The 20,644-nt window shown below is 41.3% G+C and carries 16 protein-coding genes and 1 pseudogene; 12 read left to right on the top strand and 5 right to left on the bottom strand.

Annotation, left to right across the window (positions count from 1 at the left end; all coding sequences use genetic code 11):
• Positions 1-291: 291 nt before the first annotated feature.
• From PBV53_RS02170 to ade, 6 genes are all read left to right on the top strand, one after another.
• Positions 292-3,408, top strand: coding sequence for a putative Ig domain-containing protein (locus PBV53_RS02170; protein WP_270095537.1), 3,117 nt, complete (start codon positions 292-294; stop codon positions 3,406-3,408).
• A 334-nt stretch (positions 3,409-3,742) separates the two neighbouring features.
• Positions 3,743-4,312, top strand: a complete 570-nt coding sequence (locus tag PBV53_RS02175) for a cohesin domain-containing protein (protein WP_270095538.1) — start codon at positions 3,743-3,745, stop codon at positions 4,310-4,312.
• Between the two features lie 330 nt (positions 4,313-4,642).
• Positions 4,643-5,080 (top strand): hypothetical protein, encoded by a 438-nt coding sequence (locus PBV53_RS02180; RefSeq protein ID WP_270095539.1) that lies wholly within the window; start codon positions 4,643-4,645, stop codon positions 5,078-5,080.
• 2 nt (positions 5,081-5,082) lie between these two features.
• The gene (locus tag PBV53_RS02185; RefSeq protein WP_270095764.1) at positions 5,083-5,946 is read left to right on the top strand and encodes a metallophosphoesterase; all 864 of its coding nucleotides are present in this window, start codon (positions 5,083-5,085) and stop codon (positions 5,944-5,946) included.
• Positions 5,943-8,777: a DEAD/DEAH box helicase gene (locus PBV53_RS02190; protein ID WP_270095540.1), complete on the top strand. Its 2,835-nt coding sequence runs from the start codon at positions 5,943-5,945 to the stop codon at positions 8,775-8,777. Before PBV53_RS02185 ends, PBV53_RS02190 begins: the two co-directional genes overlap by 4 nt.
• A 65-nt stretch (positions 8,778-8,842) precedes the next feature.
• Positions 8,843-10,585: an adenine deaminase gene (ade, locus tag PBV53_RS02195; protein ID WP_270095541.1), complete on the top strand. Its 1,743-nt coding sequence runs from the start codon at positions 8,843-8,845 to the stop codon at positions 10,583-10,585.
• A 153-nt stretch (positions 10,586-10,738) separates the two neighbouring features.
• Here ade and PBV53_RS02200 read toward each other — a convergent pair whose 3' ends face one another.
• The 3 genes from PBV53_RS02200 to mpgP are packed head-to-tail and all read right to left on the bottom strand — an operon-like array spanning position 10,739 to position 13,346.
• The gene (locus PBV53_RS02200) at positions 10,739-11,962 is read right to left on the bottom strand and encodes a glycoside hydrolase family 15 protein (RefSeq protein WP_270095542.1); all 1,224 of its coding nucleotides are present in this window, start codon (positions 11,960-11,962) and stop codon (positions 10,739-10,741) included.
• Between the two features lie 5 nt (positions 11,963-11,967).
• A complete protein-coding gene (locus tag PBV53_RS02205) occupies positions 11,968-12,498 on the bottom strand; it encodes a hypothetical protein (RefSeq protein ID WP_270095543.1) in 531 nt (176 codons plus the stop codon).
• A gap of 29 nt (positions 12,499-12,527) precedes the next feature.
• A complete protein-coding gene (mpgP, locus tag PBV53_RS02210; RefSeq protein WP_270095544.1) occupies positions 12,528-13,346 on the bottom strand; it encodes a mannosyl-3-phosphoglycerate phosphatase in 819 nt (272 codons plus the stop codon).
• A 237-nt stretch (positions 13,347-13,583) separates the two neighbouring features.
• On the opposite strand from mpgP, the gene gpgS reads away from it, so the two are divergent.
• The 6 genes and pseudogenes from gpgS to PBV53_RS02240 all read left to right on the top strand — a co-directional run bounded on the left by gpgS (position 13,584) and on the right by PBV53_RS02240 (position 18,131).
• Positions 13,584-14,798, top strand: coding sequence for a glucosyl-3-phosphoglycerate synthase (gene gpgS, locus PBV53_RS02215; protein ID WP_270095545.1), 1,215 nt, complete (start codon positions 13,584-13,586; stop codon positions 14,796-14,798).
• A gap of 112 nt (positions 14,799-14,910) precedes the next feature.
• Positions 14,911-16,065 carry a pyridoxal phosphate-dependent aminotransferase gene (locus PBV53_RS02220; protein ID WP_270095546.1) on the top strand — a complete coding sequence of 385 codons (1,155 nt, stop codon included), beginning with the start codon at positions 14,911-14,913 and terminating at the stop codon, positions 16,063-16,065.
• Between the two features lie 126 nt (positions 16,066-16,191).
• Positions 16,192-16,293, top strand: a pseudogene (locus PBV53_RS09695) (CRISPR-associated protein Cas1); the annotation flags it as partial.
• Positions 16,294-16,615: 322 nt separating this feature from the next.
• Positions 16,616-16,822 carry a TRAM domain-containing RNA chaperone gene (locus PBV53_RS02230; RefSeq protein ID WP_270095765.1) on the top strand — a complete coding sequence of 69 codons (207 nt, stop codon included), beginning with the start codon at positions 16,616-16,618 and terminating at the stop codon, positions 16,820-16,822.
• A 337-nt stretch (positions 16,823-17,159) separates the two neighbouring features.
• Positions 17,160-17,363 (top strand): hypothetical protein, encoded by a 204-nt coding sequence (locus tag PBV53_RS02235; RefSeq protein WP_270095547.1) that lies wholly within the window; start codon positions 17,160-17,162, stop codon positions 17,361-17,363.
• Positions 17,364-17,684: 321 nt separating this feature from the next.
• Entirely contained in the window at positions 17,685-18,131 is a 447-nt protein-coding gene (locus PBV53_RS02240) for a hypothetical protein (protein ID WP_270095548.1), read from the top strand.
• Between the two features lie 57 nt (positions 18,132-18,188).
• Here the strand turns inward: PBV53_RS02240 and PBV53_RS02245 are convergent, their stop codons facing one another.
• Both PBV53_RS02245 and PBV53_RS02250 read right to left on the bottom strand, forming a co-directional pair.
• On the bottom strand, positions 18,189-18,968 hold the full coding sequence (locus PBV53_RS02245) for an epoxyqueuosine reductase (protein WP_270095549.1): 780 nt from the start codon (positions 18,966-18,968) through the stop codon (positions 18,189-18,191).
• A 468-nt stretch (positions 18,969-19,436) separates the two neighbouring features.
• Positions 19,437-20,621, bottom strand: a complete 1,185-nt coding sequence (locus PBV53_RS02250) for an argininosuccinate synthase (RefSeq protein ID WP_270095550.1) — start codon at positions 20,619-20,621, stop codon at positions 19,437-19,439.
• Between the last annotated feature and the right edge of the window lie 23 nt (positions 20,622-20,644).

A 20,644-nucleotide genomic window follows, 5' to 3' on the forward strand; every position in this document is an offset into this window, starting at 1 on the left:
TGTGCATAAGGCAGATTCTTCCCATTTCAAAGTTTTGACAGCTCCCTTGTAGGCGAAATGGTTATATATTATATTGGGGTGGATGATTAGTTGTGCTGTATTATATCTTGGGACTTAATTACTTATGTTCAAATTCAGTGTACTTATAATGGCGACATTTTCATATCATTATTGATTGTATGTTCAAAAAAAACGAATGTGGTGCCATGGGATATATATTAATGAGCATTATTATTGAATTCATGGTGATATAAAATGTTTCAAGATTATTCTAAAATATGGAGATTCAACATGTGCTCTAAAAAAATTAATTTTCCTCTCAATATACGTTGCTTACTTTTATTTTTGTTTTCAGTCTTTATTCTAGTTCCAAACGTTTCAGCCAATATTGATTATGTTGCTGCTTATAATGTTATATATGTTGAAGATGAACAATACGTAAATCTTGTTGATATTTATAATGACATAAATGATAAATCTCTTATTAATGTAATGAATGGTGATATTTGGACAATCAATGCTGCAATTTATTCAAAAAATTCTACGGTTTCTATTACTGATTCGGAAGCTTCAGAAGTTCGGCTGACAGGTAACAGTGACCAAACTAAACTATTATATGGATGGGATGATAGTGATGTATTTCGTATAAAAAATGTTCATTTAACGGGATGGAATCTCACATCGTCTATGCCAGAAGTTAGAGGGGGACTAATACTCCATAATCCCGAGTTTAACAATGTAACTGTGCGCAATACCACTGCAATACAAATATATGGACATCCTATTGGAAATCTTTCAAACATTACAACCATAAATACTCGTACTCTCTGGTTAGATAATGTCAATGATACATATGTTTATAATATACAAATAGAAGATCTTCAATCTGCTAGTGGGGATGGGTTATACATCTTTAATTCAGACAATTTAACAATGTATAATATTTCTGTAGTGAATCTGCCTAAATCAACAGAGAGTGGTATCTTATTAGATACGGTATCAAACAGTGAATTATATGATGTTTTTGTGGAGCATATTGGGGATAGTTTGGATGAAGGTTCTGCAGGGTTAGGGGTTTCATTGACTAAGGGGTACAATAATTATATTCACGATATTTATATTAATGACACTGGTTGGAGTGGTTTAGGTATTTCTGGTGGTGAACGTTTTATACGTGCTGAAAATATAGTAGTGCGTAATTATGGGCATAATGGTCTCGATATTCATCCTTGTAATGATGCTATAATTAATAATATTAGTATATATGATAGTGTGAGGGGTAACAATATTTTGATAACGGCAGGTTATCACGATAATCCTTCTGCATCAAACATTACAATTAATAATATTTATTCAGAGGGTGCGGGGGTCATCATACAGAATAATGTATCCGATGTAACAATAACCAATCTTACACAGATAGATGGGGGTATTGGTATGGGTGATGCTAAAAATATAACTGTAATAAATGCAACTTTTACAAACACCACAAACTTTGCTAACCCTTGGTTTAATAAAATTTCACTTTATGAGTTAGATGGTGTAATTGTCAAAAAAAGCACTATAATTGATGCATCAATTAACTGTCTTGATTCTGATAAGGCGATTGATCCTAAATTTATAAATGTTGAATATGATGTACTATGGGGTTCAGATAACATCTCTGTTTATAAGTACCCTGATATCATTGTACAAAATTCAACAGGCTCTGCGATTGCAAATGCAGATGTTTTATTTGTCAATGATTTAGTTCAAACAGTAGATGGGTATGGGAATTATAAAAATATATTTTCTACAATCCATACGGGTAGATTGCCATTGCCTGAAGATGATCGCTTTAGTTCACCAGCAATAGTGGAGTTCTATAGGAGTTCCGACAGTTTGCAATATCCTCAATATGATGTAGTCGTCACAACTCAGGTCAGTGATTCCTTGTCACTTACAGGAGTAATACCTGACTCCACCTGGTATCGCTCTGACCCAAATATTCCAACATATACCATAACAGCAATAATCCTTGACGATTCAACTGGTCCACAAGTAACCGGTTTTGCTCCAGCTGAGTTCAATCCCTTCAACATGGGTGATACCAAGAAATTCCAGGTATGGACAGATGAAGATCTGACAACAATGAAATGGTTTGTTGATGGTGAACTCGTTTCACAAAACTCTTTAGAGTACACATGGACAGTGCCGGATGAGGATGGTCATACGATCACATTCGAAGGCACCAACTCTAGTGGCACAATAACTAAAACTTGGGACATTAACAGCGGGTCAGGAAATGTGATGCCAGCTATTTCCAGCATATTTCCGGGAACTTCTACACTATCTCAGGAGTTTGGCACTTCCACAGATTTCAGTGTAATTGCTGACCAATCCATGACTTCTATGGTTTGGTACAAAAATGATGAGATCATTGCAGAAGGTGCTATGGCAACTACGGTTGACTGGGAAGAATCAGGTGTCTATGATATCAGATTTACAGCTTCTAATGATAATGGATTCATTTCTCGATTATGGGAAGTGCTTGTTGATTCCAATGATGGAGCTACTTCGATAATGATATCCTCTTCAACCCAAGTAGTCGCTCCAAACCAGCCTTTCACCATAGATATTTCAATTGACCCATCAGAGCCGATAACAGGTGCTCAATTTGACCTTCTCTTCGATGGCCAGCTGGTAACCGTAGACAGTGTAATAGAAGGTGACCTGTTCAGTCAGGATGGAGCATCTACCCTGTTCAATATCGGTACGACTAACAACCTGGATGGAATTATTACAGATGTCTACTGCTCTATCTTGGGTGCATCACCTGTATCTTCAGAGGGTGCCATGGCAAGTATAACTTTTACTGCAGGTAGCACTGCAGGCATTGCGGAGCTTGGTTTGTCTGATGTGGTGATCAGTAATGCAAATTCAGAGCAGGCACCTCGCACTGTATCCGGTACAACAGTTGTGATCGATACAGCACCTGTACTGACCTCAATCGGTGATCGAACAGTGGATGGAGAAAGTAGTTTGAGCTTTGTGACCAGTGGTTCTGATGCAGATGGTGACAGTCTTACATACTCAGTTACAGGTCTGCCCAGCGGTGCAAGCTTTGATACTGTATCAGGTATATTCAGCTGGACACCATCAGTGGGTCAGGCAGGAACCTATACCATTACCTTTGAAGTGACTGATGGGTATATTGCTGATTCTGAATCCATCAGCATAATCGTTGAGTCACATCCAAGGTGGGATGTGAATAGGGACGGTATGGTGAATATTCTGGATGTTACTCTGGTGGGGCAGAATATGGGTACTGAAAACATAAATCCAAATTCGGATGTATATCAGGATGGTGAAGTGAACGTCCAGGACGTTACCCTCGTAGCACAGTACTTTGGTGAAACAGTAAAGTGAGATGTAGATTCTGCATCTCCTTTTTTTTCTTTTTAATATCTGAATATTCGACTTCTGGGATTTTCATACCTTTTTTTATTTTAATAAAAATGTAATTACCATTATGTAAAAGGATGTTACTTTTGTAATTACATTAGTATCAACTAGTTACAATTTCCTTCTCTAGTATTGAAGATCAATCGAATTTGAGGCAGTATATAATAATGATGATACTCATAACATATTCGATTTTTTCACAATGTTTATATAGCAACAACACAATGGTAAATTGGGGATTTTAAATTTAGTTGATTAGATAAAAGTCCTCTAATATATTTCAAATGAGGGGTAAAATATGATTTGCATAAAAAACGTCTTTAAAATAGTTGCTATAATTACATTGTTGGCGGTTCTAAGTAACGTTTCTGCAGCTGCTACAGATGTAATTTTACAACCATCGTCACAGATCCTTGAACCTGGCGAGACTTTCACAATCGATGTCTTCGTTTCTCCGGATGTTGATATTGCAGGAATGCAATTTGATCTACTTTACGATAGTTCAAAGTTCCAGGTCGAAGGTGTGAACGAAGGCAATCTGTTCAAACAAAGTGGTATGGGAACATTTTTTGTTGGTGCTCCTATGAATTCAGGTTTACTCGGTGATACATATGGGTGTATTCTAGGTGCTGCAGATGTCTCAACGCCAGCAACTTTTGCAAGCATCACAGTAACAGTAAATGAACAAGCAAGTGGGAGATCAGCTTTCATATTAAAAGATACTGTGATCAGTAGTCCAACTGGTAATGCTGTGGACATCGGAATAATAAACACAGAGGTTTCTATTCTAGTTTTCGATATTGATCAGGGTCATATGGTTGACAACGGTTATAATATGGGAGCAGCTCCATATCCATCTGGGACATGAATCCGGGTGATCTTGTAAATTTTCTTGATGTAATACTGATTCTATAGTATATGGGCTAATAATGGTAAGAAAGCCCAATGAAAAAGTATATTTTCCATCACCTATCTTTTTTTTCTTTATTTTTTGTTACTTTGTTAATGTAATTGCTAACACACAACAATCACGGGAATTAGCATTATAGCAGACCTCATCAATAGAAAAAAGATCGAAATTTGTCGTGTATATCTCTACTTTTGTTACAATTCCAATCTATTCACCTGCACATGTAAATTAATTCTAAAAATTCAATCGGAAAGCATTTTTACTTCTTAACTCTATAAATATTAAATATTGCACATAGACATTCCAAAGGTGACCCTCAACATGCTATCCCGCCTGATCCCCCAACAAAGATCAACATCCACTCGTCTTGGCGGTCTCCTCATTCTCGTAGGCGAGACCATGTTCCTCTTTTCCCTCCTGAATTTCATCATGATAACCCGCATCCAGTATTACAGTTCGAACGACACATTGTTCAGGACACTATTTCCAGAATACATATTATTCCTTGGAGGAATGATCGTTGTAGCCCTTATTGGCATGTGGTTAACCTATGTCTATATATTTCCAAGCAAGCAAAAGTTCTCACAGGAGCAGGCCATCAAGGATGGTAGAAGTCCTATGTATGACCGGCTTGTGCAGATGCATGGAGAAATGCATGAAATGCAATCCATGATAAAACAACTTCAGGAACAGGTCGAAAGTTTAAGCAAAGAAAGGAAAACATGAAAATGGAGATCTCAGTAGACCCTATCATTGATGAACCTGCACTTGTGGTATCTGGAGAGTTCACATCTCTTGTCCTGGCAGACATCCATCTGGGGATCGAGTGGGATCTTTATAAGAGTGGCTTTTCCATACCCAGTCAGATAGAGCAACGCCTTGAACGCATAATGGGACTTGTTGAGCAGACATCTCCTGATCACATAATTCTTCTCGGTGACATCAAGCACAACGTTCCGCAGGTCTCGTGGCAGGAGAGGGATGAGATCCCCTACTTCATTAGTACCCTTGCAGAGCAAGCAACGGTTGATATCTTTCCTGGCAATCACGATGGAGGTCTCGAATTCTTACTTCCCAAAGGGTGTGACATAAAGCTTCATTCTCCAAGAGGTACCATCATCGATGGCGTGGGCTATTTCCATGGCCACACATGGCCAGCGGTCGAGATCCTCTCTGCAGAAAAGATCATTGTGGCTCACAATCACCCGACGGTAAGGTTTACGGATGCACTGGGCTATTCAGTGGTCGAACAGGTTTGGCTAAAGACACACTTCAAAAAGGAAGTATTCGTGGAGCACTTCAAAAGTTCTTCCTTTGATCAGGATAGCGCGAATTGGGCTGATCCTGAGGTTCTGGTAGTGCCTGCATTCAACGAGCTTTGTGGCGGTGTGGCGTTTAATGAATCCGTCCGTGATGATCTCTTAGGTCCCATCTTTTCCTCAGGGGCGGTCGAGCTAGACAATTCCGAAATATACTTACTTGATGGGACATTTCTTGGAATTTTGAAGAATATTCGGAAACTTGAGGAAACAAAGCCACGTACCGGCAAAAGAAGGTCAAGGAAAAACCGTTCTGTGGAGGTTGGTAAATGAAATTCGATAACATGTTCGACAACTTCCACCCTGCAATTTTAAAGGCTCTCGAAAAACAGGGATTCAAAGCACCCACGCAACCTCAGGAAATGTCCTTCCCTCACATCCTTGCAGGGGAACACACATTCCTTATAGCTCCTACCGGGTCAGGAAAGACCGAATCAGCAGTGTTGCCGATGTTCGATCACATTCTTAGCAAGAGCGAAGAGGACCGGGTCGGCATGTCCGCCCTTTACATAACACCGCTGCGTGCTCTCAACCGTGACATGCTATCACGTATTCAGTGGTGGGGAAAAGAACTGGGTATTGATGTTCAGGTACGTCATGGGGACACTACTCCATATCAGAGACAAAAACAATCCAAAAATCCGCCTGATCTTTTGATAACCACACCTGAAACCCTCCAGGCAATGTTCACAGGTTCGCGTTTGAGAAAGAATCTCGAATGTGTCAGTTATGTCGTTGTCGATGAGATACACGAGCTTGCTTCATCCAAGCGTGGTGCTCAGCTATCGGTGGGACTTGAGCGCCTTGTTGAGCTATCCGGGGAGTTCCAGAGGGTCGGCCTGTCGGCCACAGTGGGCAATCCCGATGTTGTCGCTCATTTCCTTGCAGGTGCAAAACGGGCCGTATCCATCGTACAGGTTTCCATGTTAAGCCTTCTTGAGTTCAACATCATATATCCGCAAGTCACAGATGAAGACCTCGAGATTGGAAGAAAGATAGGGTGTGAACCGGAATTCTCATCCCACCTTCGTTGCATCAGGGAGATAGTTGAAACTCATATCTCGACCCTCATCTTTGTGAACACACGACAAAGCGCCGAAGCTCTCGCATCAGGATTCAAATTGCTCGGAGCATCAATTGGTGTCCATCACGGCTCTCTTTCAGTGGATGCCCGTGTCGAAGCCGAGGAATCCTTTAAAGCAGGTGACCTTCCGGGACTCATATGCACTTCATCAATGGAGCTGGGAATTGATATAGGTAAAGTTGACCACGTTGTCCAGTATGGCTCTCCCAGACAGGTATCCCGACTGTTGCAACGTGTAGGGCGTGCAGGTCACAGGATACACGAAATATCCCGGGGTACTATCCTCACAATGGGAGCCGATGATATTGCGGAAAGCATGGCTATAGCCAAAGCAGCTCTACGGGGAGAAGTTGAGGACATAATACCTCATACGGGCTCCCTTGATGTTGTCGCAAACCAGATATCAGGAATGGTCATCGATTTCGGGGATGTGGATATCGAAAAGATACATTCCATTCTGGCACGGGCATATCCTTTCCGTAACCTTTCCCTTGAACAGTTAAAACGTGTCATCGAACAGATTACCGAATACCGTATGGTATGGCGTGAGGAAGGTTCTAACACTATCAGCAGGAGAAAGAAAAGCTGGCAGTATTACTATGCCAACCTTTCCATGATACCGGACGAAAGGAAGTTCGAGATATTCGATATTGTCTCCGGCAGGTCTGTAGGGGTGCTGGATGAGGCATTTGTAGTGAACTTCGCATCTCCCGGTGCGGTCTTCATCACTAAAGGTGAAATGTGGCGTGTTATCGAGATGAACACTGAAAAGGACAGGATAAAGGTCGAACCGATAAAGGCAATGGGCGAGATCCCAAGCTGGGTTGGCGAGGAGATCCCTGTTCCGTTCGATGTTGCACAGGAAGTAGGTCGTATCCGTTTCAGGATCTCGTTCCTTATCCACGATGGAAAAGAAGATAATGAGATCGTTGAAGACCTAATGAAAGACTATCCTGTGGATGTTCCCAGTGCACTTACCATCATCGAGCTGGTGCGTGAACACATCTCTAAAGGTTGTCCTCTTCCCGATAATGATACAATTGTGATCGAAGATGAAGGCGAGGCCGTAATAATCAATTCCTGCTTCGGACACAATGTTAATGAGACCCTTGGAAAGGTGATAACTTCTCTTCTGGCTGCTCGGTTTGGGGGCAGTGTAGGTCAGGAGGTCGATCCGTACAGGATAAGATTGCAGCTTCCAAGGCGGATGAAAGCCTTGCATATTCAGGAGATGATCTATGATATACAGCCTGAACACATCGAGCCGATAATCGAGATGACCCTTAAGAACACCTCGGTCATGAAATGGAAGATGGTTCATGTGGCACGAAAGTTCGGTGCGTTGAGCCGTGAGATCGATTATGATCGTATCAGTATGAAGAAGCTCCTCGAGATCTACAAGGGCACGCCCATGTATGAGGAGGTCATACGTGAGATATTCCACAACATGCTCGATGTGGACAAAGCTTCTGAGGTATTGGGGCTGATAGCTTCCGAGGAAATTATCATCCTTTCAAGTCCTGTACCAACTCCTATAGGAGGTGCGGGATTTGCAATGAAACGTGATCTTGTGGCGCCGGAAAAAGCGGACCGATCCATCGTCCTTGCATTAAAGGACAGGATAATGCATGATCGTATCATCCTTTTCTGTGTCAATTGCAAGAAATGGGTGTCCCGAAGGAAAGTGATGAACGTACCTGACGAGATAATATGTCCTGTGTGTGATTCAAAAATGATAGCCGCTCTCAAACCTTGGGAAGAGGATGAGATAAAGCTTGTCAGGAAACAGGATAAAGTGACCGCAAAAGAGGATGTGAAACGTATCCAGAAGGTCTATCGTAATTCCCATATTGTAATGGCCAGTGGAAAACTTGCTGTTATTGCTCTTGCAAGCAGGGGTGTTGGTCCCGAGACAGCTTCAAGGGTCATTGAGAAGATGCGGGTGGATGAGGAAACCTTTTACAGGGATATCATGGCAGCTGAAAGGAATTATGCCAAGAACAAGCAGTTCTGGAAATGAAATGCTTGCTCTGTTTTCATTTTCGCCGCAATATCCTTATACTTTGCAAATCCATGAATTTTGTTATGGATATAAGGGACAAGGTCTTTGCGGCCACCGGTAAGGTCAAGGCAGATACTATCTTTTTCGGCGGTCTTCTGATCAATGTCAACACAAAAGAGATACTGTCTAGGGACATTGCGGTAAAGGGTGGCTATATAGTTGGCATCGGGGATGTTTCTTCCCTTAAAGGCCATGATACTGAGATGATAGATGTGACCGGCAAGCATCTCTGTCCCGGGCTAATGGATGGTCATGTTCACTTTGAATCCAGTATGGTGACCTTAAGCCAGTTTGCAGTACCGGCACTGGCACATGGAACTACTTCTGTCGTGATCGACCCTCATGAGATCGCGAATGTTCTTGGCAAGGCTGGTATCGAACTTGTCCTCGACGAAGCAGCTACCCTTCCTCTTAATGCTTTTGTTGCTGTCTCTTCCTGCGTCCCTGCAACTTCCTTTGAGACTGCTGGAGCTTCCATAAATGTTGATGACATTGTATCCCTGATATCCAATGAGAACGTTGTCGGACTTGGTGAGATGATGGACTATCCCGGAGTTATCTTTTGTGATGAGGCAAAGCTTTCAATGATACAGGCAGCGCTCAAGGAAAGGTTGGTCGTTGACGGTCACTGCCCTGCACTTTCCAGGGAGCAGTTGTTCGGCTACATGTGTGCCGGAATATCCACTGACCATGAATCCATCGAATATGAAGAAGCTCTTGAAAAGCTGCGTCTTGGGATGAAACTAATGATACGGGAAGGTTCGGCTGCAAGATCACTTGATAAATTCCTTCCCCGCCTGATCGAGGATGGTATTTCCCTTGAAAATGTTTTCTTTGTGACGGATGACAAGCACCCATCTGACCTGTTGAAAGGTTATATGGATGTGATCGTCAGAAGGGCGATAGAACTGGGACTTTCACCTCTGGATGCTATTTCCATGTGTACGATCAATGCTGCGAAACATTATCGTGTGGACCATATTGTCGGTTCGCTTTCCATGGGAAGAAAGGCTGACATTATCGTATTGGATGACCTTGATATATTCCTTATAGATTCGGTTTATGCATCTGGCAAACCAGTGGAAAATTTTGTGCCTTCGTACGAATATCCGGATACAGTGTTCAATACTGTGGAATTCGATACAGTAACTGCCACAGACCTTCAAATAAGATCTAATGCGGACAAGGATCACAGGGTGTGGGTCATTAAAGTAGTTCCTGACCTTATCGTGACTGAGAAAGAGACCTTTGTATTGCATTCAGAAAAAGATGGCATATTGATGCCTGATGTTGAGAATGATGTGCTTTCTGTCGCTGTCATTGAAAGGCATGGAAGGAATGGGAACATTGGTGCAGGTTTCATCAAGGGGATGGGCATCAGGAACGGTGCCATCGGGCAAAGCATAGGTCATGACAGTCACAATATTGTCGTTACAGGTACCGATCATTCGGATATGGCATTGTGTGCCAATACAATACGCAGCATGAACGGTGGGATATGTGTGGTCAATAATGGCAAGGTCGTGGAAAAGCTTGAACTTCCATTTGCAGGTATTTTGAGCACATTGCCTGCGGATGATGTTGAAAAGAAGCTCAATGATCTTCATAAAGCAGTAAAAGAAACAGGTTGTATCCTTCCTGCTCCATTTATCACACATTCTTTCATAGCGCTTCCGGTAATACCTTCTTTGCGGCTTACCGACATGGGGCTCTTTGATGTGGATGAGTTCAGTCTTATATCTCCAATAGATGAAATAATGGATTGAACTTTTTCTTATTATCTGTAAACATTTGGGCAATATGAAGGTTGCAGAGAGGTCCGACCAAATAGACCTTTAAGACAATATAAAAGAGAAAAACAGTGGTATGCAAGGCCTTACCTGACAAAGATGATGTCTGCATGCCCTTATTAAAATGTCTTATCCGAATTTTTCAATGTAGTCTTTGTATGCTCTGATATATTCTGCATGTGGCCAGATAAGGGGAATGGTCACATATGCCATACCATCCTTCCATTTTGGATGGTTGCGTACATTCTCTATCATGGTCAGCTTACTATCTCTCAGTATCTTCGCATTGGTATAATCCTCTAGCCACATCTCGAAACGTTCTATGGTTGAAATGTGTTCGGGCAGGAGATAGTTGTGAGCCATATCGACCACCCAGCCAAGATACATTTCTGCCATGTCCTGGTCATCAATGGCAGTGTAATGGCTTGCCAGTTGACAGGTAAAATGACACCATGGTCCATATCCGCCATTGTTCCTGCCCCACATCTCAGGGTAGCGGTTCAATCCGCCTATTTCTTTATCCCAGAGATTTTCATGGATCCTTCTGACAGTATAACGGTTCTTAATATCCTGTTGTTCAATGATACCAAAGTAGGCAGGAGCATATTCGACAACATCTACATCAATGACACTGGATGCAAAAGCATCGTAACCAATGGGGTTGCTGTTCTTTTCTTTTACACGTATGCACTTGATGAACGATCGCCTTCTGGGACTGTACATTCGGGTAAGGATCGCCTCTTTTATCTTTTCAGCTTCCATTTCCCATGTGGTAACATCCTTTCCTAACGCAGCTCCCATTTTCACCGCAGCTTGTATTCCGGCACAGCAGGCACAATTTGCATATATCTCAAATCCATGCTCGTATGCCGGATATTCGTGAATACTGTTTATAGTATGTACAAGATCGACCTCTTCATTCTTGTTCATGAGAATGAATTCGACTGCTTTTGAAACGGTCTCCCAGTGCTTTTCAACAAAATCCTTGTCTGCCAGTTTTTCAAAGAACATCCCACCAGTAGCTTCAAAATATTTTCCCATGGAATAAAGGACCAAACCATTTCCATCTATCTGAAGGTCTTTATAACTGGCATCATTTCCATCGACATCATATCTCTGAGAAAATTCTCCAAGAGGCTTTTGGGAATTAAGTACAAATTCAAGTCCTTTCTTTGCTTCATCCATCATGTCTGCTGCAATACATCCCAGAATATCTATAGAGTGATCTCTGGGGTAAATGAAAGGGTAACGTGTTCCCGGGGGACTTGCATAGAATCCTCCTTTCTCATGCTGGTTGTCTTTCAGTATCTTCACACTGTTCTCGTAAAGCCTTTCTGCTTCGATCAGATTCAATGGTCTCACTCCTTGTCAGGATGCTGGATCTTGCTAACGTAATACGATCTTTCGAGGTATTTGTCCACTTCTTCTTTATTCATCCCAGCCCTTTCAATGGCTTTTTCGTTATACACATTATTATGTGTCCGAGGGCATTTTGCGCCTACATTGAGAAGTTCGACACCAGCGAGCTCAGCACGCTTTCTGGTATAACTGTGATAAAGGATTCCGGTAACGGTTGTAAGTGCCGGATATTTCCATCCATCCTCAGCTTCCGCCATTTTTCTGTTGGAGATATTTACAAGTTCGGTGAACTGTGAAGGACGCTCGCCGTACATCTGGATGAAATCCAAGATCATGTTGGAGAACGGGCAGAGTGGTACGTAATTGATATCATTTTCACGTGCACCTTCAAATCCTGGTCCTTCGATCTCTGCAAGTTTAATCCCTATCTTTTGGAGCCAGTCAGTTGTCTCTTCCAGTCCGTCTTTGTCCACCATCTCGATTATGCCCAATAAAAAGGCCTTTGAGATCATATTTTCAACGCGTATCAATTAATTACCCCCTTTATTCTCAAGTATGCTCAAATGCTATCGTTTTTTCCGATAAGGTTCATTATCGCATTGTTCCAGCCGACAGGCCCAATACCTTCAGCATGTCTTATCTCTGTAAGTATTATCGATGGATCATATTTACCATCCGGCTTTTGCACAAGGAATGGGATATCAACGGCTTTTAGCATTGGAAGATCGTTCAGGCTATCTCCTAATGCTATTGTGATGATCTCTGTGAATTGTTGCCTGTATATCTCAGTCAAAGCCCTGACAGCTTTTCCTTTGTCATTGTCTCCCATAATATGCCAGTAGCGTCCCCCTTTTGTATAGTTCAGTCCGGCAGCGTGTATCAGTTCGATGACCTTTGCAGTTGCATTCTCATCTTCTTCAATCCTGAATGCTTCATCATATTCTCGCATTTTGGCAAGCTTTGCAGATCGGATGTCAAGGCCTGTGTCCTTGCTCACACCCTCAGCATCGAGGTCGCCAAATCCTGTTATCTTAAAACTGGTCTTCTTGCGGATATCTTCAAGAACTTCCCTGATCCTGGTATAAGATGTTCCAAATTCTATAACTTTATAATTACCGATCTCACGTGCTTCTTTCAGCTCAATGCTGAAATGATCCTTTGGTATGAAGATAGCTCCTCCGTTCTCTGATATGAACGGATGGTGGCATTCAAGTTCATCAACATATACTTCAAGTTCTGCACGTGTCTTGCTTGTGCAGAATATCAATGGTATCTCTTTCTCTTTTAAGAGCTCAAGTGCTGGCCTTGCAGCATCATATGAGTATGTTTCATGGTCTATCAGCGTGCCATCAAGATCTGTAAAGATGATGTGTTTCAAAATACGCCCCCCGGCAAATATTCTGTGTGCAGTGTCTGTTGCTGCTGCTTATACTGAATACTATAATTTGTTATTTTCTTTATTATAAAAGCTTATATTGTATGTCCTATATATAGGTACTCTAGTCATTAACATTATATTCCTTAATATCGTCAATCTGGGGGTTGGCATCTTTATAAAGAGTTACATGGGAGTTAACTCTTGAATTATGGATGCTTTCGCTATTCGGGGAGTTAAATGGATTTTTATCAAGAATACATTACAACGATTCATGATTTTTGTATCGACAAAGAACAGCTTGTTAAAAGAATAGAGGGGCTAAAGGAAAGCAGACCTGCTTCACTTATCATTCCTATTCTTTACAAAGAGGTTGAAAACCCTCCTCTTAAAAAGATAATCACAGATCTTAATGAATGTACTTACCTAAGTCAGGTCGTGATCGCTCTGGCGGCTGAATCTACTGAACAGTACGTGCATGTGGTCGAATATTTTAAAGACCTTAAACTTCCCCATATTATCGTATGGTGCGATGGTCCGCGGATAAAACAGATCATTTTCGATATGAAAAAGAAAGGTATCGATCTTACATCTTTTAAGGGAAAGGGAAAGGATGTATGGATAGCTACTGGCATAGCAACTCTTGATTCGTATGCTATTGCTTACCACGATGCGGACATTGTGACATATTCGGTGGATTTTCCGGCAAAGCTCCTTTATCCTATTGTCGAGACCGAACTTAATTTCTTTTTCAATAAAGGCTACTACGCAAGGATCGATATGGATGGTATGGCCATGCATGGGCGTGTTTTTCGGCTTTTTGTCCGGCCTTTGCTCGATACTTTGCAATCCGAGTCTAAAGCAGATATTTTGAGATATTTCCTTGCTTTCAGGTATACTCTTGCAGGGGAGTTCGCTATGACCAGTGACCTTGCCATGAACATACGCATTCCTGCTGACTGGGGGCTTGAAGTTGGTCTTCTCGCAGAGGTTTACAGGAACGCTACAACAAAAAAGATCTGTCAGATCGATCTGGGTTATTATGACCACAAACATCAGGACATAGGTGCAAATAGATCCGAAGGTCTTTGCAAGATGGTGGGTGATATTTTCACAACATTTATGCGCGTTGTGACGGAGTCTACGGATAATCGCATTTCAGAAGCATACCTCCATGGGATACATGTCAGGTATAAACGATTAGGTCAGGACCTTATCCGAAGATATCATGCGGATGCTCTTTGCAATGGGCTTTATTATAACAGGCATGAGGAAGAGACGTATGTGGATATGTTCGCACGTGTGATAAGAAATGCTGGTGATGATTATAGGCATGATCCTTCTGATGTGCTGATGCCGGACTGGACCCGGGCTCTTTCTGCTGTACCTGACCTCAGGGAAAAATTATACGAGGCATGCATTGCTGATGTCAAGGAGTATTGTGAAGAGGGGTGATATCCTTCTCCTTGATATATTGTCTTTTTCGAATGGATGACATAAAGACATCCTTAAATATCATCTCACCAGCAATACATTATTCTTTTTAGTATCAGGAGACTTTGTTAATATGAGCCCTTTATCATTATCCAAAAGATCGGTCAATATTCCTCCGTTCTATGTGATGGAAGTTCTTGAAAGTGCACAGAAATTGGAACATGAAGGCAAAGATGTGGTGCATCTTGAGATCGGGGAGCCGGATTTTCCAACAGCACCTCACATATGTGAGGCTGCTCATCAGGCTTTGACCTCATGCAAGACACGATATACTCACAGTCTGGGCATTTACGAGCTCAGAACTGCGATAGTCGATGATTATAATAACCGGTTCGGACTCGACCTGGTTCCCGAACAAGTGCTTGTAACTTCCGGCACAAGTCCGGCTCTTATGCTAAGTTTCATGGCCCTTCTGGATCAGGGCGATAAGGTGCTGCTTCCGAACCCCCATTATGCGTGTTATCCGAATTTTGCAACCGCTCTTGGCTCTGTTCCCAGTTTTGCATATACTTCTGAGGAGAACGGGTTCGGGCTGACACCGGAACTTGTTTCCGAGAATATGGAAGAAGATACGAAAGCCATCCTTGTGAACAGTCCTTCAAATCCCACGGGTTATGTCATGTCTTCAAGAGAGATGCAGGGTATCGCTGAGGTGGCTGGTGATGTTCCTATCATTTCGGATGAGATCTATCAGGGACTTGTGTATGAGGGCGAGGACCACAGTATCCTTGAATATACTGATAATGCGTTCGTTCTGAACGGTTTTTCAAAGAAGTACTGTATGACAGGCTGGCGACTTGGTTATTTGATAGCTCCGCCTGATTGTATGAGGGTGTTGCAGAAATTACAGCAGAACTTCTTCATCTGTGCCAATAGTTTCGTTCAGGAAGCGGGTATTGCTGCCCTTGAAGGTCCACAGGACCATGTGGATAAGATGGTGGCCACCTATGATGAGCGCAGGAAGTATCTTCTGAAACGCCTGAAGGATATAGGGTTCAATATAGGGTACGAGCCAAAAGGAGCTTTCTATGTTCTTGCTGATGCACGGGAGTTCGGTTCAGATTCTCTGGAGATGAGCCGCAGGATATTAAACGAAGCAGGGGTAGCTGTGACTCCGGGAATTGACTTTGGCAGCGGTGCGGAAGGTTATATCAGATTCTCGTATGCGAACAGTCTTGAGAATATCGAGGAAGGTATTAGAAGGCTCGATGGTTTTTTGAATGGATGATTGCTGAAGGTCTAATAATTAACGTAAAATAATCTAGTATAATTTGGAATGTGCCTGGAAATGCTGGAAATTGGGATCTATCACGCCATTAAAATTATATGACTGTAAATATATTTAAATTAATAGAAGATGGGTTTTTCTAAGGGTACTTTACATTACATGAAACAGAATGCCAAGAATGATAAACCGTTTACTCTCAATTCTTATGTAAGGGGGAGGTTGGAATAACTATCTACATAGATGGAAGGAATGATCCAGATATGTTTAAGAAGAAAAAGAAAACAATTCTTCAAAACCAATTATTGTTTCAAATTTTTAAGTGTCGTGAAAATATAAACCTGTTTAGTTTTTTTGTATTAAATTGAAACGCTTATGGACAAAAAGCTATATATAGTATTTAATCATTGTAAGTGTGCTTTTAGAGTTTAAAACTACTTTGATAAATTATAAGTCTAGATGGTATTGCCTTAATCGTATTTACTATTTTTTCGTATATTTAACCAAACGGTTGTATTTCTTTTTAAGCAAATACTTAAAGGACGTGAAATATTTGTTTAACAATAATAATGATGAAAGTGCTCCAGTAGAAGCTGGCGAAAGCTATGACGTAACGATCGAAGATATTGCAAGAGAGGGAGATGGCATCGCAAGAGTAAATGGGTTTGTGATTTTTGTACCAAACGCATCAGTTGGCGATGAAGTGACTATCAAGGTCACCAAAGTAGCTCGTAAATTCGCATTTGGCGAATTAGTTTAATTACTACACTTAATAGTTAATTAAGCGTGATTGGAAGACCAAGTTTTGGTTTTCCATTCTTACTTTTTATTCTCTCAAAAATTAATAGATTATTTGAAAAGAATTCGGTTCTTTAGGGATTGTAACTATCACAATTTATCTTTCCTAAATAATGATCATTAATTGCTTGTGAGAATTTGCTTTAATGTAATTTGATACAAACCACATTAAAGATGGAGTACACCATATACAATAAACCTTTTTTCAAGGTTTATGGTAATTGGTAAAGATTTCTTATTCATTTTGTATAGATGAACAAATGTTCATTCGTTTTATTATATTTGTTGTAGGATCTATAATGTGTGATAAACCAAAATGTACTTTTTACGGTGCCACTAATGACATCAATGCCTTGATTGGTTGTGTTATTAGAACATTAGATAAAGCTGATATGGGTAAAGAGAAACTCGAATACATCAGGAAGATCAATCGTGATGGAAACATGTTCGATTCAGCTATTAAAATTTCAAGTAATTATGTAGAATTTGTGGAAATTGAATAAATTTTCATAAATAACTTTTATAAAATACTACCATATTATTAAACAATCAAAAAATTGGACTTGGACATTTAACTAATCCATTTCCAAAAGATGTTGAGTATTGGCAGGCTGAGATCTGGGAAGATATTCTCAAATTGCATTATGGGAATATTTCTGAATTAGATATTGAAGAGAAGTATTCAGGTTTGTATGCTATCTCAAGGCTTACTGTTTCAACTGCAAATGTTTTGCATCGATTTGATACGATTAACAAAGGCAAGGAATGGAAGGATATGATTAATTCTTTCAATTTCTATCATGTTGGATTTCAGGTAGCAGAAGATGATGGCAAGGCAGTCAAGCCTTTATCCCTTCTCAAATAATCCTCAGAGTACTGTTTATGATCCATTTATTGATTATGCAACAGGAGAGATTAAGGAAGGATCTCATTATTTCAAACCATTGAGTAGGACAATAATGCAGTATGTGGAACATCTTGAGCATAAGTTTGATGGTGAGATTGGAGTTCTTGAAAGAAAGCATGTTCATGCTGATGGGGTTGTTTACATTGGGAAAGAAGCTAACAATATTGATGAACAGGAATTAGATGTGAAGAAGGTTCAAGAGTTTATTGATGTAGAAGAGATCAAGAGGAAGATTCTTGGAATACCTCAGAAAGAAGCTGAGAGGCTTGGAGTAGGAAGGAGTACATTTCAGGATATTAAGAAGAGGATATTTGAGCATGGTTATTTAATATACAATACCCCTGCAGCAAAAAAGGCTGCTTGAAGTTTTGTGACCGAATTTAATTTTTAAAAATAGAAATGAGAGAAAATTAGTTCCTCTTCAATCAAGGCCCCTTTTGCCGGGAGTTATACTTTCTTCCACTGATTTCCCGTAGGGGCATACCAGGTTGCATATTGTACATTCCATGAATCCCCTTTCTGTTATACGACGTATGTACTTCTCATTTTGAGGAGAAATATCTTTATCAAATTCATGGGAAACTACACATTTATCGTAAATGACTTTCTTCCCGGGTTCTACTCCTTGGGAAGGGCCGGGAATGATCGCCTGATATGGACAACTTTTAACACACAAAGACTGTTCCTGACAAAGTGGTTGTTCTGCACACAGATCCCGTTCAAAAGGTTCATCGGGCTCAAGTTCTGCATTTGTCAATACTGTTACCCATCTGACTCTTGGCCCGTATTCAGGAGTTATAACCTGAGTATTGTGTCCTATAAATCCCAATCCTGCAAGATATGCGGCTACCTTTTCATGAACTGCATGAGATGGAACCCCTTTGTATCCCTTTTCATTTAACCAGGAAATCAAACGCCATGCACGGGTTTCGGTTACTTCATAGTACAGATTGTAATAGTCAGCTTCCCCTCCAGAGAAATCCCCCGTACTTACAGATGATATCGCGGCATTTAGACCTTCATCCCAGAGAACTAAACCCATTACAAATGCAGATTTAGCTTCAGGCATTACTTCAGATGGTCGCATCATTCCTCTATCAGTTGGGAAATCAACCTTTTCCAGTTTTTCGATATCTGAAACACCAAAAAGCTGGAAACCTTCTTGGAAAGCCCTTTCTTGAATCTCTTCTTTTAAGCTCATCTTCCCCTCCTTAGCAATAAATTAAATAAATTGCTGAAGTGATATTATTTTTGCTACAATAAATATAGCCATGAAGAAGTATAAAATGATATGCTTAATTGAGTATTCTTCTTGGGACTAAAGGTTATGAACAAGCATTTGATTTATGTAATTAAACCAAATACTCTATAAATTAAATTAATAATTCACTTTTTGAAATGATTTAACTTAAGTTCGCATCAGCAGTAAATTTTGGGAGTTCGGTTTTTTCTACTTACCTATATCCCCTTCTTTTAGTGCGAGGGATAGATTCGAACCCTTATATTTTGTTTAGTACGACACCCCATGCCTCACGATTTGGGGTATGTTTTTACCGAATAGATTAAACAGCAGGAATGGTCTTGGATTAAATTTAGAACGATCCGAATCAAATTAAGAGAAAAAAGAAACAAGAAGTTCGTATGCGAGATCCGCATACGTGCAATATGATCAGTTCTTGACTACGAATTTTCTGTACAGGCGTGCCTGGAATCCGTGATATTTGGCAAACCCTTCTGCATCTTTCTGGTCGATGCTTGTGCCGTCAAAGGATACGAGCTCTTCTGAGTAAAGGGCATACGGGGATGTTCTTGCAAGAACGAGGACGCTACCTTTGTAGAGCTTCATTGTTACTGTACCTGCGACACGTTCCTGTGTCTTGTCAATGAACGCATTGAGGTCATCGTAGAGTGGTTCGTCCACGAGGCCGTAGTATGCAAGCTCAGACCACTGGGCGTCAACTGTTGCCTTGAACTTGAGCTCTGCACGGGTAAGCACGAGCTTTTCGAGGTCTTTGTGTGCTGCAAGCAGAACTGTTGCTGCAGGGTGTTCGTAGTTCTCACGTGCCTTGAGTCCAAGGACACGGTCCTCGATCATGTCGGTACGACCTACGCCGTGTGTTCCTGCAATGACGTTCATTTTCTCGATAAGTTCGACACCGCCGAGCTTCTGGCCATCGAGGGATATCGGTACACCGTTCTCGAATCCGATCTCAATGATCTGTGCATTGGGTGCATCTTCCGGAGCTGTTGTCCATTTGTATATCTCTTCAGGAGGGATATATCCCGGGTCTTCGAGCTTTCCGCCTTCGATGCTTCTGCTCCAGATGTTCTCATCAACGCTCCATGGCTTTGCAGTGGTGACTCCCACAGGTATGCCATGTTCTTTAGCGTATTCGATCTCCCATTCACGGGTGAGGTTCATCTCTCTCATGGGTGCGATGACATCCATGTCGGTGAGTCTGAACACTGCCTCAAAACGAAGCTGGTCGTTGCCTTTGCCTGTGCAACCGTGTGCAAGTGCAACTGCGCCTTCCTGTTCAGCGATCTCAACTACCTTCTTGGCGATGAGCGGGCGTGCAATGGATGTTCCCATGACATAGCCTTCGTAGTCGCCGTTAGCTCTGATAAGCGGGAAGATATAGTTGTTCACGAACTCTTCGCGAACATCAAGCGTGAAATGCTTGTCACTGATCTTCTGTGCTTTCTCTTCTGCCTGTGCGACATCTTCCTTTGGCTGTCCCACATCGACTGCCACTGTAATTACTTCATCGTATCCGTATTCTTCCTTGAGAAGAGGGATACAGATAGATGTGTCCAGTCCTCCGGAGTACGCAAGTGCTACTTTCTTTGACATGATATTGTTTCCTTGTAATTGAT

It is taken from the genome of Methanococcoides alaskense (assembly GCF_027594145.1).
In the GTDB taxonomy this organism is placed as follows: domain Archaea; phylum Halobacteriota; class Methanosarcinia; order Methanosarcinales; family Methanosarcinaceae; genus Methanococcoides; species Methanococcoides alaskense.